General features: G+C 64.6%; 11 protein-coding genes and 1 other RNA gene. 7 read left to right on the top strand and 5 right to left on the bottom strand.

Going from position 1 to position 14,517, the window contains the following annotated elements; translation table 11 throughout:
* Nucleotides 1-5: 5 nt before the first annotated feature.
* The 6 genes from ASF90_RS02550 (at nucleotide 6) to rplS (ending at nucleotide 4,206) form a co-directional block, all read left to right on the top strand.
* Nucleotides 6-1,097, top strand: coding sequence for a nitronate monooxygenase (locus tag ASF90_RS02550; RefSeq protein WP_055845441.1), 1,092 nt, complete (start codon nucleotides 6-8; stop codon nucleotides 1,095-1,097).
* Nucleotides 1,088-1,885, top strand: coding sequence for an aminotransferase class IV family protein (locus ASF90_RS02545; protein WP_055845438.1), 798 nt, complete (start codon nucleotides 1,088-1,090; stop codon nucleotides 1,883-1,885). The genes ASF90_RS02550 and ASF90_RS02545 overlap by 10 nt, the downstream gene beginning before the upstream one ends.
* Nucleotides 1,886-1,994: 109 nt before the next feature.
* Nucleotides 1,995-2,255: a 30S ribosomal protein S16 gene (gene rpsP / locus ASF90_RS02540; RefSeq protein ID WP_005989876.1), complete on the top strand. Its 261-nt coding sequence runs from the start codon at nucleotides 1,995-1,997 to the stop codon at nucleotides 2,253-2,255.
* Nucleotides 2,256-2,298: 43 nt separating this feature from the next.
* Nucleotides 2,299-2,811, top strand: coding sequence for a ribosome maturation factor RimM (gene rimM, locus ASF90_RS02535; RefSeq protein WP_055845435.1), 513 nt, complete (start codon nucleotides 2,299-2,301; stop codon nucleotides 2,809-2,811).
* A 65-nt stretch (nucleotides 2,812-2,876) separates the two neighbouring features.
* Complete coding sequence (gene trmD / locus ASF90_RS02530; protein ID WP_055845432.1) at nucleotides 2,877-3,650, top strand: tRNA (guanosine(37)-N1)-methyltransferase TrmD; 774 nt, start codon at nucleotides 2,877-2,879, stop codon at nucleotides 3,648-3,650.
* Nucleotides 3,651-3,795: 145 nt separating this feature from the next.
* A complete protein-coding gene (gene rplS / locus ASF90_RS02525; protein WP_055845430.1) occupies nucleotides 3,796-4,206 on the top strand; it encodes a 50S ribosomal protein L19 in 411 nt (136 codons plus the stop codon).
* A gap of 619 nt (nucleotides 4,207-4,825) precedes the next feature.
* On the opposite strand, the gene ASF90_RS02520 is transcribed toward rplS, so the two are convergent.
* On the bottom strand, nucleotides 4,826-6,319 hold the full coding sequence (locus tag ASF90_RS02520; protein ID WP_055845429.1) for an MATE family efflux transporter: 1,494 nt from the start codon (nucleotides 6,317-6,319) through the stop codon (nucleotides 4,826-4,828).
* Nucleotides 6,320-6,765: 446 nt separating this feature from the next.
* Between ASF90_RS02520 and ASF90_RS02515 the strand changes: the two genes are divergently transcribed.
* On the top strand, nucleotides 6,766-7,173 hold the full coding sequence (locus ASF90_RS02515; protein WP_055845428.1) for an RNA-binding S4 domain-containing protein: 408 nt from the start codon (nucleotides 6,766-6,768) through the stop codon (nucleotides 7,171-7,173).
* A gap of 267 nt (nucleotides 7,174-7,440) precedes the next feature.
* On the opposite strand, the gene ASF90_RS21225 is transcribed toward ASF90_RS02515, so the two are convergent.
* From ASF90_RS21225 to mutS, 4 genes are all read right to left on the bottom strand, one after another.
* Nucleotides 7,441-7,514, bottom strand: a non-coding RNA gene (locus tag ASF90_RS21225) — sX9 sRNA.
* 62 nt (nucleotides 7,515-7,576) lie between these two features.
* Complete coding sequence (gene katG / locus ASF90_RS02510) at nucleotides 7,577-9,823, bottom strand: catalase/peroxidase HPI (protein ID WP_055845424.1); 2,247 nt, start codon at nucleotides 9,821-9,823, stop codon at nucleotides 7,577-7,579.
* A gap of 355 nt (nucleotides 9,824-10,178) precedes the next feature.
* Entirely contained in the window at nucleotides 10,179-10,793 is a 615-nt protein-coding gene (locus ASF90_RS02505) for a DUF937 domain-containing protein (RefSeq protein WP_055845421.1), read from the bottom strand.
* 298 nt (nucleotides 10,794-11,091) lie between these two features.
* Entirely contained in the window at nucleotides 11,092-13,713 is a 2,622-nt protein-coding gene (gene mutS / locus ASF90_RS02500; protein WP_055845419.1) for a DNA mismatch repair protein MutS, read from the bottom strand.
* Nucleotides 13,714-14,517 lie beyond the last annotated feature (804 nt).

Genomic DNA, 14,517 nt, shown 5'->3' with positions numbered 1-14,517 from the left:
GTGTCATGACACAGTCGCTCGCGTTGGATGGCCCGTACTCAAGCGTCGACGCTTTCTGCGAGCGCTTTGGCTTGCGCGTCCCGATCCTGCTCAGCCCCATGGCCGGCGCTTGCCCGGTGCCGCTGTCGGTCGCTGTCGCCAATGCGGGTGGTATGGGCGCGATGGGGGCGGTGTTATCGCAGCCGCAGGACATCGTTGCGTGGATGGCCGCATTTGGTGAAGCGAGTGCCGGGCCTGCGCAGGTCAATCTGTGGATTCCCGATCCGGCGCCTGTGCGCGATGCAGAGGCAGAAGCGCGGCTGCGCGGGTTTCTTGCGCAGTGGGGCCCGCCGGTGGCCGAGACCGCAGGCGATGCCACCCCAGCCGACTTCGATGCACAGTTCGAGGCCTTGCTCGACGCGCGCCCGGCGGTGGCCTCCTCGATCATGGGGGTGTTCCGGCCCGACCAGGTCGCGCGGCTGAAGGCGGCCGGCATCGCCTGGTTCGCCTGCGTCACCACCCTGGAGGAAGCGCGTGCGGCGCAGGCTGCCGGTGCCGACGCGGTGGTTGCGCAAGGTGCTGAAGCCGGCGGCCATCGCGGCGCGTTCGATGCCAGTCAGGCAGCGCAGCAGATGACCGGGTTGTTCGCGTTGCTGCCGCGGCTTGTCGATCGGCTGGAGATTCCGGTCATCGCTGCTGGTGGTATCGCCGATGCGCGCGGCATTGCCGCGGCTCTGACGCTGGGCGCCAGCGCGGTGCAGATCGGCACCGGCCTGCTGCGCACGCCCGAAGCAGCACTGCCCAGCGCCTGGGCCGATGCGCTTGCGGCCGCCGAGCCGGAACACACCCAGCCAACCCGCGCGTTTTCAGGTCGCCTGGGACAGGCATTGCTCACGCCTTATGTGCGTGCGGCGGCGGCTGCGGATGCAGCGCCGCCGGCGCCGTATCCGGTGCAGCGCGGCTTGACTGCGCCGATGCGCCAGGCGGCAGCGCGCGACAACCGTCTGGCGTCGATGCAGGCCTGGGCGGGCCAATCGGCGTGGATGGCGCCAGTGCAGCCGGCCGGTGAGCTGGTCACGCAGTGGTGGACGCAGGCGCAGGCACTGCTATGTCGCTGATCTTCTGCAACGGCGCGCCGGCGAGCGCGCAACAGCTCGGTGCCGCCGCGCTGATCAACTACGGCCACTTCACCACGTTGCAGGTGCGCAACGGAGCAGCGCTGGGGTTGGATCTGCATCTGCAGCGCCTCCAAGAGGGCAGCCGCGCGCTGTTCGGGCAGGAACTGGAAGCGGACCAGCTGCGAGCGCAGTTGCACGCTGCGCTGGTGGCATCGGCCATGGTCGATGCCAGTCTGCGCGTCACCGTGTTCGCGCCCGACTACGATTTTCGCAACCCGTTGCGCGAAGTCGCGCTGGATGTGCTGGTCGCCATCTCGCCGCCGGCGGACATGCCCGAGACCGGGCTCCGCGTGCAGGTCACCGATTACGTGCGCGAGCGGCCGGAACTCAAGCATGTCGGCACGTTCCCGCTGTTGCATCTGCGCCGGCTGGCCATGCAGGCCGACCATGACGATGTCGTGCTGCAGGACCGTCAGGGCAGGGTGCTGGAGGGGGCGTTCTGGAATCTGGGGCTGTGGGAGCGCGGCGGGTTGGTCTGGCCGCAAGGGGCGTCGCTGTTGGGCACCCGGCAGCAGTTGCTGCAGTCCGGCCTGAAAACGCTGGGCGTCACGCAGGTCAGTCGCCCGGTGGAGTTCAGCGAGCTGAACCGCTTCGATGGCGCATTCGCCTGCAACGCGCGTGGCCAGCAGGCCATCGTGGCGCTGGGGCCGGCGCGTTGGGGGCCGCATGCCGCACAGTTGCCGCTGCTGGAGCGGGCCCTGCAAACCCATGCCTGGCAAGCGATCTGAGCGATCTGGTGTGCCGGCGCCGGCTGACTTGGCTTCGCCGCCGGAGCCCGCTATAATCGCCGGCTTACCGCGCCACTCTGGCGACTGGGCAACTCAGGAAAACAACACCATGGTCAAGATTCGACTGACCCGCGGCGGCGCCAAGAAGCGTCCGTTCTACCACATCATCGTGACCGACGTGCGCAGCGCGCGCGATGGCCGCAACATCGAGCGTCTGGGTTACTACAACCCGGTTGCACAGGGTGCAGAACCGCGCATCGTGCTGGACGTTGCACGCGTCGACCATTGGGTCGGCCAGGGCGCGCAGCTGACCGACAAGGTGCGTAACCTGTATCGCGAAGCATCCAAGTCCCAGGCCGCTGCGGCCTGATCTTGAGGGCCTGGCGTCGCCGCCTGGCCCAGAGTCGACGCAGATGAAGCCGACCGAGCGCCGCATCCTGTTAGGCAGGGTTGTCGGCGCTTTTGGTGTCAAGGGCGAGCTCAAGCTCGAATCCTGGACCGAGCCGCGCAGTGCGATCTTTCGGTATCAGCCGTGGATCGTGCGCACGCCATCGGGACAGGAAACGGTTGTGAGCGGCGTACGTGGGCGCGATCAGGGCAAGAACCTGATTGCGGTGTTCCCGGACGTGACCGACCGCGATACGGTCGAGGCCATGCACGGGACCGAAATCTATGTCTCCCGCAGCGTCTTGCCGTCACCAAAGCCCGACGAGTACTACTGGGTGGATCTGGAAGAATTGCAGGTGGAAACCGTCGAGGGCGTCAAGCTCGGGACGGTCTCGCATCTGTTTTCCACCGGGTCCAACGACGTGGTCGTCGTGCGCGGCGATCGCGAGCGGCTGATCCCGTTTGTGCTGCCGGAGTTCGTCAAATCGGTGGACTTCGAGGCCAATCTGATCGTGGTCGACTGGGATCCGGATTTCTGATCGAAGCGGTGCCTCGGCTTCGCTCTTGCTCTACCTATTCCCCAATCCCGATTCCCGATTCTTAAGTGCGCATCGACGTCATCAGCCTGTTCCCGGAGTTCATCGCGCAATGCGCGGCGTTCGGTGTGGTCGGGCGGGCGCAGGAGCGTGGCTTGCTTGAGCTGCAAGGCTGGAATCCGCGCGACCATGCGCAGGGCAATTACCGCCGGGTGGACGATCGCCCGTTCGGTGGCGGGCCCGGCATGGTGATGTTGATCGAGCCGTTGCGGGCCTGTCTGGATGCGGTGCAAGCCGCCGATGCACGGCCGGCACCGGTGATCTACCTCAGCCCGCAAGGGCGGCCGCTCACCCAGCCGCTCGCACGCGAGCTGGCACAGTTGCCGCGCATGATCTTGTTGTGCGGGCGCTACGAGGGTGTGGACGAGCGCTTCCTGGCGCAGGCAGTGGATCTGGAAATCTCCATCGGCGACTACGTGTTGTCCGGTGGCGAGTTGGGCGCTGCAGTCCTTGTGGATGTGGTGACGCGGCTGCAGGACGGTGTGTTGAACGACGCCGAATCTGCCGCGCAGGACAGTTTCGAAGGCCCGCAAGGCCTGCTGGATTGCCCGCACTACAGCCATCCATCGACCCATGCCTGGGGCGATGTGCCGGACGTGTTGCGCTCCGGCAACCACGGCGCCATCGCGCGCTGGCGCCGGCAGCAGTCGCTTGGCCGGACCTGGCTGCGACGCCCGGACCTGTTGGACGAGGCTGGGTTGGACAAGAACGATCGCCGTCTGTTGGACGAGTTTCGCCGCGAACTCGCCCCAAGCGACGATAAACCCGGTAACGAGAAATAAGGGCTCACCCCTAGCTCTTGCAAGATTGATTGGGGTACAATATGCGGCTTGCTGGTCAGCCTTGCGTCTGGCCCTCTTTACGAACCTCGAGCAATCGCCGTGCGGCGACTGCCGGTCCAATATCACCAGACACGCGGTGCCCATCATGAGCAAACTCAACAAGACCATCCTGGCTGACTTCGAAGCCGCCCAGATTCAGCGCAAGCTGCCGGAATTCAACCAGGGCGACACCGTTGTGGTGAACGTCAAGGTGAAGGAAGGCAACCGCGAGCGCGTGCAGGCCTATGAGGGCGTCGTGATCGGTACCAAGAATGCCGGCCTGAACTCCGCCTTCACCGTGCGCAAGATCTCGCACGGCTTCGGCGTCGAGCGCGTGTTCCAGACCCACAGCGCCATCATCGACTCGGTCGAAGTGAAGCGCCGCGGTAAGGTCCGCGCCGGCAAGCTGTACTACCTGCGTGGTCTGGAAGGCAAGGCTGCCCGCATCAAGGAAGATCTGGCCGCCGCTGCACAGGCCAAGGCCGCTCGCCAGGCTGCTGCCAAGGCCGCCGAGTAAGCCACACTGGCAGGTCGTTAAGATCTGCCTTTGCCAAACGGCCGCCTTCGGGCGGCCGTTTGCGTTTGTGGGATGGAATTTGTGGAATGGGAAATGTCGACCACGCTCAGGGCGTGCGTTTTTTTATGGTGCGCTCAGTGGGTGATGCGCTGATGCTGATGCCATCGCAGTGGCGGATTGCGCGCTGTGCAGATCGCTAGCCGTCATCGACTCAGATGGATCGACGCAGATGTAAGGCATCTCGCTGCATCCGGTCCCTGGAGTGGATGCACGTCAGCAAACAATCGCATGTCGATCCACTCTACGTGTCTGGGACATAGAGGGCGCGCGATGGATGCAGCAATCCACGGATCTGCTCACTCACTGCGCTGTAAAACCGCTGCACTGTTTCAGGCACGGCCAAGTGCAGCGCAGATGCTGCTTGGTCGTCAGGATGTCAGGCGTTGCTGGATGCCGATGGATGACGACATCCGGCGGACAGCATGACGCCGCTTGGATTTATCACGTGTCAGTCGTTGGGTCTGCGCGACACCTTGAAACCAATCAACGCATCTGCGCACCGGCATTGATTGCACGGCTTGGCTGCGCTTGACGTGCACGTTCCGCTTGGCGTGCACGTTCAGTGCGATCGTGTCTGCGTCTGCGTCTGCGTCTGCGTCTGCTCGGCGGTGGGTGCGGTATCGGCGACCGGCGAAGCGGGGTGTGCGGTTACTTCAGCCGGGGCGGCCAGTGCTGACGGATGCGTCGGTGTGGCCAGCATGCGCGCCTTGCGCCAGCCGCCCCAGCGGTAATACGCCAGCGACAGCAGCATCGAGCAGGTGGAGCTGATCGGAAAGCTCCACCACACCGCATCAGCCCCAAGATGCGGCAGCAACACGTTGGCTAACGGCACGCGTACGCCCCATAGCGAAAACGCCAGGATCAACAGCGGCGGGATCACCGCGCCGGTGGAGCGCACCACGCCCGACACCACGAAGCTGACACCGAACAGCAGGAACGACCAGATCGCGATGTGGTTGAGATGCCGCGCAATCTCCAACGTGGCGCTGCCTGCGGGCAGAAACAGGGCAAGGGTCCAGCGATCGAATCCGATCAACAGCGCAATCAGCAGGCCGGTCATCAGGAAGTTGGCGGCAATGCCGGTGCGAGCGATGGCATCCACGCGCGACCACAGGCCGGCCCCCACGTTCTGGGCGGCCATCGACGAACAGGCGGCGCCGACGGCCATTGCCGGCATTTGCACGTAATTCCATAGCTGCAGCCCGGCACCGAACGCGGCCGCAGTGTCGGTGCCGAAGCCGTTGACCAGCGACAGCATTGCGATCATCGCCAGCGAGATCATCACCATCTGCAGGCCCATCGGCACGCCTTTGACGATGAGCGCGCGCAGGATGGCCGGGTCGATGCGGAACAGATGCAGGTCGCGCCGTCCCAGCCACAACACGTGGCGTTTCTTGCGTAGATAGAGCAGCAGGCCGGCCAGTGCGACCACCTGCGCGATCAGCGTGGCCCAGGCCGCACCGGCAATACCCAGTGCAGGAAACGGACCGATGCCAAACAGCAGCAACGGGTTGAACACGATATCCAGCAGCACCGACAACAATAGAAACCGGAATGGCGTGCGCGCATCACCGGTACCGCGCAACGCCGCCGACAGGAAGGCGAATAGATACAGCGTTGGCATCGCCAGGAAGATCACCCGCAGATAGTCTTCGGCCAGCGTCTGCGAGGCGGCCGGCGTGCCCATGGCAGTGAGCAGGTGCGGCGCCAGATACCAGCCGAGCACGGCAATCACCGCCGACAGCCCGCCGAAGAAACTCGCGCTGGTGCCCATTACCTTGCGTGCCTGCGCGATGTCGCGCGCGCCCATGGCCTGTCCGATCAGGATGGTGGAGGCCATGCCGATGCCGAACACCGAACCGATCAGGAAGAACATGATGCTGTTGGCGTTGGCTGCCGCAGTCAGCGCTTCTTCTCCGAGATAGCGGCCGATCCAGATCGCATTGACCGAGCCGTTGAGCGACTGGGCGATGTTGCCGGCCATGATCGGCAGGGCGAACAACAGCAGGTTCTTACCGATCGGGCCTTCGGTCAGGACAGCGGATTTGGGCATCGCAGGCGTATCGTCGCGCAGAAGCTGCGCACACTAGCATTGCTGGGTGAGATCCGATGCAGTGCCATTTGGTTTGCGCTGCAGATGTCGGGCTGGGACACGCTCCACGTTCGATACCAGCGGTGACCGCCTTTGCAAGATGTTGCGCTTGCTGTTCGGGATGCGCTGCAGAGCAGGGGCGTGTCCCTCATCCGGCGCTGCGCGCCACCTTCTCCCGCGGGCGGGAGAAGGGCCGGGGTTTGCGAGCATTTGATGGATCGGTGTTGCACACGGACAACAGGTCGCTTCCCCCGCCTGCGGGGGGGAGGTGCCCTGCGTAGGGCGGATGGGCGCGCGCTGACCATCGACCTGGCAATCGATCAGCATCGCAGGGCTGACGGTCCAGCTTGAGTTCCCGAATGGCTGCCCAAACATTGCTTACCTGAGAGAACGAGACAGCAAGACGCATGAATCTGGAGCTGGAACAGGGCAAGACGGTCCGGCTGGATGTGTGGCTGTGGGCCGCGCGCTTTTTCAAGACGCGTAGCCTGGCCAAGACGGCGGTGGAGACCGGCAAGGTGGATGTGGCCGGTCAGCGACCCAAGCCGTCGCGCACGCTGCGCAGCGGCGAGCAATTGCGCATCGACCGTGGCGGTGAAATCTTTGAGGTCACGGTGGCTGCACTCAGCGACGTGCGCGGCCCCGCGCCGGTTGCGCAGGCGCTGTATGTGGAGGGCGATGCCTCGCGCGAGGCGCGTTCGCAATGGCGGTTGCAGCGCGCTGCCGAGCGCACCGGTTACCGCGCGCCGGAAGGAAAGCCAGACAAGCGTGCCCGCCGGTTGATCAACGCGTTGGGCGATATCGACGCGTTGTAAAAAATCAGTGGGTGCGGGACGCATGCCTTGCACGGAGGCGGTCAGGGCAGACCATTGCTGTGGCTATTCGGGCGTGCGATTCAGCTGAAAACCCGCGCTCCTGTCGAAGGAAACTCGCTGTTGTTCGGGGTGATGGCGATGCTGAGCAGCAACGCATCTGATCAACAGCATCACGGCAGTCGGAACGCATGGCACTACGGCTGCAGTGCCGCAAAACAAAACGCCCCGGATATCCGGGGCGTTTGCGTTACAGCTGCGGCTTGGAGCGGCTGACAAACCATAGCGAGCAGTCGTCAGGTGACTGTGGACAGCGCACTCGGAACCATCATGGATTAGTCCGTGCCGGTTCCAAGCACCGACTGGGCCCACCTCGCGACGAGCACAGTCGGTGTGTTAGCTGCGCTTAGGCCAGATCGAACCGATCCAACTGCATCACCTTGGTCCAGGCAGCGACGAAGTCGTGCACGAACTTCTCCTGCGCATCGGCGCTGGCGTAGACCTCGGCCACCGCACGCAGGATGGAGTTGGAGCCGAACACCAGATCCACGCGTGTGCCGGTCCATTTGTGTTCGCCGCTGCTGCGGTCGCGGCCTTCGTACAGCTCCTTCGCGTCCGAGGTCGCTTTCCATTCGGTGCGCATGTCGAGCAGGTTGGCGAAGAAGTCGTTGCTCAGTACGCCGGGGCGGGTGGTGAACACACCATTCTTCGCGTCGCCTGCGTTGGCGCCGAGCACGCGCAGGCCGCCGACCAGCACGGTCAACTCCGGTGCGCTCAGGGTCAACAGCTGTGCCTTGTCGATCAGCATCGCTTCGGCGGGCACCGCGTAGCGGCGCTTGGCGAAGTTGCGGAAGCCATCGGCCACCGGCTCGAGGACGGCGAACGATTCGACATCGGTCTGTTCCTGCGATGCATCGGTGCGGCCCGGCGCGAACGGCACGGTGACGCTGTGGCCTGCGGCGTGCGCTGCATGTTCCACCGCCGCGTTACCGGCAAGCACGATCAGGTCGGCCAGCGAAATCTTCTTGCCACCCGATTGCGCGGCATTGAAGTCGGCCTGGATGCGCTCCAGCGTGCCGAGCACCTTGGCCAGCTGTTCGGGTTGATTGGCCTGCCAGTCCTTTTGCGGTGCCAGGCGGATGCGTGCACCGTTGGCGCCGCCGCGCTTGTCCGAGCCGCGGAAGGTGGACGCCGAGGCCCAGGCGGTGGTGACCAGCTGCGCCACGCTCAGGCCGGAAGCGAGGATGGTCTGCTTCAGCGCAGCGGCATCCTGCGCATCGACCAGTGCATGATCGACCGCCGGCACCGGGTCCTGCCACAGCAGTTCTTCGGCCGGCACGTCCGGGCCCAGGTAGCGGGCACGCGGACCCATGTCGCGGTGGGTGAGCTTGAACCAGGCGCGTGCAAACGCATCGGCGAACTGGTCCGGGTGGGCGTGGAAGCGGCGCGAGATCGCTTCATACGCCGGGTCAAAGCGCAGCGCCAGATCGGTGGTCAGCATGGTGGGGCGATGCTTCTTCGCCGCGTCGTGCGCATCGGGAATGATGGCGTCGGCGTTCTTGGCTACCCACTGGTGAGCGCCGGCCGGGCTCTTGCTGAGTTCCCACTCGAACTTGAACAGATGATCGAAGAAGTCGTTGCTCCACTGCGCGGGCGTAGTGGTCCAGGTGACTTCCAGGCCGCTGGTGATGGTGTCGGCGCCCTTGCCGCTGCCGTAGCGGTTGTGCCAGCCCAGGCCCTGGCTTTCCAGCTCGCCGGCTTCCGGCTCGGAACCGACGTTATCGGCGGGGCCGGCACCGTGGGTCTTGCCGAAGGTGTGCCCGCCGGCGATCAGCGCCACGGTCTCTTCGTCGTTCATCGCCATGCGCGCGAAGGTGTCGCGGATGTCGTGTGCGGAGGCAACCGGGTCGGGCTTGCCGTCCGGGCCTTCCGGGTTGACGTAGATCAGGCCCATCTGCACGGCGGCCAGCGGATTTTCCAGATCGCGGGTGTGCTTGACCTGGCTGTCGTCGTCCTTGACCAGCACACCATGCGCTTCGTCCACGCCCGGCGAGCCGTGCGCATAGCGGTCGTCGCCACCCAGCCACTTGGTTTCGCGACCCCAGTACAGGTCCTGATCCGGCTCCCAGGTGTCTTCGCGGCCAGCGGCAAAGCCGAAGGTCTTGAAGCCCATCGATTCGAGCGCAACGTTGCCGGTGAGAATCATCAGGTCGGCCCAGGAAATGGCCTGGCCGTACTTCTGCTTGATCGGCCACAGCAGGCGGCGCGCCTTGTCCAGGCTCACGTTGTCCGGCCAGCTGTTGAGCGGTGCGAAGCGCTGCTGGCCGCGACCGCCGCCGCCGCGACCGTCGCCGATGCGGTAGGTGCCGGCGCTATGCCAGGCCATGCGCACGAACAGCGGGCCGTAATGGCCGAAGTCGGCCGGCCACCAGTCCTGCGAGTCGGTCATCAGCGCACGCAGTTCCTGCTTGAGCGCGGGCAGGTCGATGCGCTTGAACGCCTCGGCGTAATTGAAGGTCTGGCCCAGCGGGTTGGACTTGGTCGAATGCTGGCTGAGTAGATCCACGCTCAATTGCTGCGGCCACCAATCGCGATTGGTGGTTCCGGCGCCGACGACGGCGTGGTTGATCGGGCACTTTGCTTCGGTGGTCATGGCAATACCTATGTGCGTGAGCACTTGGGGAGCTGCGTGCCGATGCGCGACACGTGCTGGTGGAATCGAAGTGGAGCAGTGCGTGAGGCGTGGTTATCGATGACGAAAACAATGCGGCAGCCGCTCCACGACGGCTGCCGGCCCTGCCGATGCTAGCGGCTGCCTGGCGTCGCACGTGCGATCTGGCTGACGGGAGACGCAACAGACAGGCGGATGCTTCAGGCGGACTCATCATGGCGGCGTTGGCACACGATAAAGAGCATCGATCATTTGGTGAATTCGAATTATTCAACCATATCGATAGCGTCGCACTATGGATAGCACGGCGGTGCCCACTCGGTGCAGCGCCCCGTGGTCAGCGTTTGCCGAACAGGCTGCCGCCCAACTTCATGACATCGCCCAGACCCAACTGGCCATCGCCATCCTGATCCAGCACGCTGGTCAGCAAACCGCTGGCACCGCCAGTGCTGCGGACCTGCTGATGTTCCTGCGCCAGGGCGGGGCCGAGCTGAGTGCTGGTTGCCGCACCGCCACCAAGAAACCGTTTGGCCAGGTACGCCATCACGATGGGGGCGAGCAGCTGCAGCAGTTGGCCTGCCTTGCTGGGTTCGAGCCCGGTGGCCTGGCCCAGGCCGGCCGCCGCCTGCGGTGCCTTGTCGCCGAACAGATGGCTCACGATGCCGGCACCGTTGGCTTGCGCCCCGCCAGCCGAACCGCCCAGTAGCGTGCCGAACAGGCTGCCGATGTCCGGACTGGCGGCGTGGTCGCGCTGCAGGGCGCCCAGCAAGGCATCGGTGCCGCCAGCCTGCTGGCTGTTGCGTCCCAGCGCGCCCATCAACAGCGGCAGCGCGGTCTGCACCGCCGATTGGGCCTGCTCGGGCGCAATGCCCAGGCGGCTGGCGAGTTGTTGCAACTGCGGGCCTTGCAATTGCGCGGCCAGCTGATCGGTCAGCGAGGCAGAAGTGGTCATGCGTCGGGTTCCCTGTTGGACAAAGCGTTGCGGCAGGGTGCGCCTGTCGCAGCGTCAGAGCAATCCACCCGCGCACTCGCGCGTGCGAAGCGTGATCCAGGGCGGCTGCCGGCGATCAGTGCCAAGTGGCGAAGCGAACGCATCTGGTCATGAAGCGGAGTTGTGGTGTTTGCATACCGTGCGTCGAAAAATAAAACCACCCAACTCCGCTCTAACCAATCCCTAATCCCTAATCCCGACTCCCCAATCCCGCTCTCAGACTAACCAATCCCTAATCCCGACTCCCCAATCCCCGCCCTCACAGCAACGCCTTCAACCGATACAGCGCTTCCAGCGCCTGCTTGGGGGTGAGTTCGTCCGGGTCCAGTGCCTGCAGTGCGTCCTGCGCCGCGGAGGAGGGTGCGGTGAACAGCCCGAACTGTTGCGGGGCATCCAGGGCAGCGGGCGCCATGTGTGCGCTATGACTTTCGCCGCCGCGTTGCTCCAGCTCGGCCAGGCGACGCCGCGCCTGCATCACCGCCGCCTTGGGCAAGCCGGCCAGTGCGGCCACCTGCAGACCGAAGCTGCGATTGGCCGGGCCGTCCTTGACCGCATGCATGAACACCAGACGCTCGCCGTGTTCCACCGCATCCAGGTGCACGTTCGCAATGCCGCTGGCGCCGCCGGCATGCGATTCGTCGGCCAGTGCGGTGAGCTCGAAGTAATGCGTGGCAAACAGCGTGTAGCAACGATTGGTGTGCGCCAGATGGCGCGCCACCGCATCGGCCAAGGCAAGACCGTCATAGGTGGACGTGCCCCGGCCGATCTCGTCCATCAACACCAGCGAGTGCGGCGTGGCGTGATGCAGGATGTAGCTGGTTTCGGCCATTTCCACCATGAAGGTGGATTGCCCGCGCGCCAGGTCGTCGCCAGCGCCGATACGGGTGAGGATGCGATCGATCGGCCCGATCACCGCGCGGCTGGCCGGCACGAAGCTGCCGATATGCGCCAGCAACACGATCAACGCGTTCTGTCGCATATAGGTCGATTTACCGCCCATGTTCGGGCCGGTGATGACCAGCATGCGGCGGTCGGTGTGAAGGTCCAGATCGTTGGGCTCGAACGGCTGGTCGCGCACTGCTTCCACCACCGGGTGGCGGCCGCGTTCGATGCGCAGGCACGGCGCGCTGTCCAGTTCGGGCTGCGCCCAGTCCAGCGCCTGCGCGCGCTCGGCGAAGGCGGCCAGCACATCCAGCTCGCTCAGTGCGTTGGCGCAGCGCTTGAGGCCTTCCAGCTCGCTGCCCAGCGCATCGAGCAACCCGTCATACAGCAGCTTTTCGCGCGACAGTGAGCGCTCGCGTGCCGACAGCACTTTGTCTTCGAAGCTCTTGAGTTCTTCGGTGATGTAGCGCTCGGCATTGGTCAGGGTCTGACGGCGGCTGTAATGCAGCGGCGCCTTGTCGGCCTGGCCCTTGCTGATCTCGATGTAATACCCGTGCACGCGGTTGTAGCCGACCTTGAGCGTGGCGATGCCGCTGCTGGCGCGTTCGCGTTGTTCCAGATCGATCAAAAATTGATCGGCATTGGTGGACAGCCGTCGCAACTCATCCAGATCGGCGTCGTAGCCGGTGGCGATGACGCCGCCATCGCTGAGCTTGAGCGGCGGTTGTTCGGCTACCGCGCCGATCAGCAAATGCGCGGTGGCGTCGTGCTCGCCCAGTTCGGCGAACAAGGTCTGCAGGCGCGGCGAATCCAGCGGCGCGAGGATGGTGCGTACCTTCGGTAACAACGCCAGGCCATCGCGCAGGGTAGAAAAATCGCGCGGGCGTGCCGAGCGCAATGCCACGCGCGTGAGGATGCGTTCCAGATCGCCAAGCGCGCGGAAGGCCTCGCGCACGTCGGCATCGGCGCCGGAATCGATCAGGCTGCCGACCGCGTGGTGACGTTGCATCAGCACATCGCGCAAGCGCAACGGACGATGCAGCCAGCGTCGCAGCAACCGGCCGCCCATCGGCGTGACCGTGCTATCGAGTACACCGAGCAAGGTATTGCGGGTATCGCCATCGACGCGCGTGTCCAGCTCCAGATGCCGGCGCGTGGCAGCGTTCATCGAGATCGCTTCGCTGGCCACTTCCATGGCGATGGAGGTCAGATGCGGCAGGCGCTGCTTCTGGGTTTCTTCCACATAGCCGAGCAGTGCGCCGGCGGCAGCGGTGGCGCACGGCTTGTCGTCGATGCCGAAGCCGGACAGGTCGTGCAGTTTGAAAAACGCCAGCAGTTGCCGGCGCCCGCTGTCTGCATCGAACAACCACGGCGGCCGGCGACGTACGCCGATGCGCCCGCGCAAAAATTCCGGCCAGTTGTCTTCGTCGGGCACCAGCAGTTCCGCCGGCTCCAGCCGCGCGATCTCCGCTTCCAGCGCATCGACGCTGTCTACTTCATTGACCAAAAAACGTCCGCCGGCAAGATCGGCCCAGGCCAGGCCATAGCCTTGCTTGCTGCGCGAGATCGCCATCAACAAGGTGTCGCGTCGCTCGTCCAGCAGCGCCTCGTCGGTGACCGTGCCCGGCGTGACGATGCGCACCACCTTGCGCTCGACCAGACCCTTGGCCAGCGCCGGGTCGCCGATCTGCTCGCAGATCGCTACCGACTCGCCCAAGGCCACCAGCCGCGCCAGATAGCCTTCGTAGGCATGCACCGGTACGCCGGCCATCGGAATCGGCGCACCACCGGAGCTGCCGCGCTGGGTCAGGGTGATATCGAGCAGCCGCGCCGCCTTGCGCGCATCGTCGTAGAACAGCTCGTAGAAATCGCCCATGCGGAAGAACAGCAGCAGATCGGGGTAGTCCGACTTGGCGGCGAAGAATTGCTTCATCAGCGGGGTGTGCTCGGGGGCCCCGCTGCTGGGCTTGGATTTGTCTTTGGTGTCAGTGCTTTGCAAGAAACGTCTTCCGAAATCTGGGCGCGGTGAGGGGCGGGCAGGCGATGGCGTGCAGGGCGTGCGGCAATGGCCTGCGGTGCGCCGCGTGCGGCGGCTGCGGTGGTCGGGTCGACCGGGGGGACGACAAGTTTAAGCCGAGCGGGCCGGAACCGCGATCCAGGGTGCAGCGCTGCACGCCTGGGCAGACGCACAAGCGGAGCGTTGCCGATGGGGTCAGAGCGGCGGGTTGGGTGCCCGGGCTCCGTGTTGGACATCCGCTGCAAATCGGGCCAGCGCCGCTTGCGATGATCGTGCGGGGTGTCGTGGCCAAGCGTAGTCGATTCTTGTGCGGAGGTCGTCTGGTGAAGTAGCCATGCATCCGCTTCCAAGGTGTCATCTCAGTGACAGCCCGCGCTTCTTTATGGCTGCCGCGAAATCTGGGCTAGATAATGGTTCCGCTTAAGTAACCATGTGGTGATTATGCTGGAATGAGATCTGTCTCGAGAAATTGATGTAAATCTCGAAGTTTCTGCAGGTACCTCTGATGATCTTCGAAAGATCTGCAGAGGACCACTTTGTGATGCATGTCTCGACGGATCTGCGTGCTCACCTGCAACTCTTGTGAAAAGTTGACTTTTCCATCGGTAGCGATCTACGGCGCCCTCGGAAAAACTCGCGATCGATTGCAAATGCCTTCGAAAAATCGTTGAGGTATTACTAAAAATCTCCCGCTATAAGTGTTAAGTTCCATCTCGTTGTGGATGAGAACGCTTGCAGCCAGTCGGCTCTTCGCCAGCATCGCCGGTGGAGGTGCCGCGAGGGGCA

Origin of the sequence: Xanthomonas sp. Leaf148, assembly GCF_001423585.1 — a bacterium.
In the GTDB taxonomy this organism is placed as follows: domain Bacteria; phylum Pseudomonadota; class Gammaproteobacteria; order Xanthomonadales; family Xanthomonadaceae; genus Xanthomonas.
The sequence above is the reverse complement of the archived record's forward strand: the minus strand, read 5'-3'. Positions and strand labels throughout refer to the sequence as shown.

Bases quoted from the DNA above. Each gene is read 5' to 3' on its own strand.
- ASF90_RS02550 (WP_055845441.1), top strand. From the start codon at position 6: ATGACACAGTCGCTCGCGTTGGATGGCCCGTACTCAAGCGTCGACGCT.
- ASF90_RS02545 (WP_055845438.1), top strand. From the start codon at position 1,088: ATGTCGCTGATCTTCTGCAACGGCGCGCCGGCGAGCGCGCAACAGCTC.
- rpsP (WP_005989876.1), top strand. From the start codon at position 1,995: ATGGTCAAGATTCGACTGACCCGCGGCGGCGCCAAGAAGCGTCCGTTC.
- rimM (WP_055845435.1), top strand. From the start codon at position 2,299: ATGAAGCCGACCGAGCGCCGCATCCTGTTAGGCAGGGTTGTCGGCGCT.
- rplS (WP_055845430.1), top strand. From the start codon at position 3,796: ATGAGCAAACTCAACAAGACCATCCTGGCTGACTTCGAAGCCGCCCAG.
- ASF90_RS02520 (WP_055845429.1), bottom strand. From the start codon at position 6,319: ATGCCCAAATCCGCTGTCCTGACCGAAGGCCCGATCGGTAAGAACCTG.
- ASF90_RS02515 (WP_055845428.1), top strand. From the start codon at position 6,766: ATGAATCTGGAGCTGGAACAGGGCAAGACGGTCCGGCTGGATGTGTGG.
- katG (WP_055845424.1), bottom strand. From the start codon at position 9,823: ATGACCACCGAAGCAAAGTGCCCGATCAACCACGCCGTCGTCGGCGCC.
- ASF90_RS02505 (WP_055845421.1), bottom strand. From the start codon at position 10,793: ATGACCACTTCTGCCTCGCTGACCGATCAGCTGGCCGCGCAATTGCAA.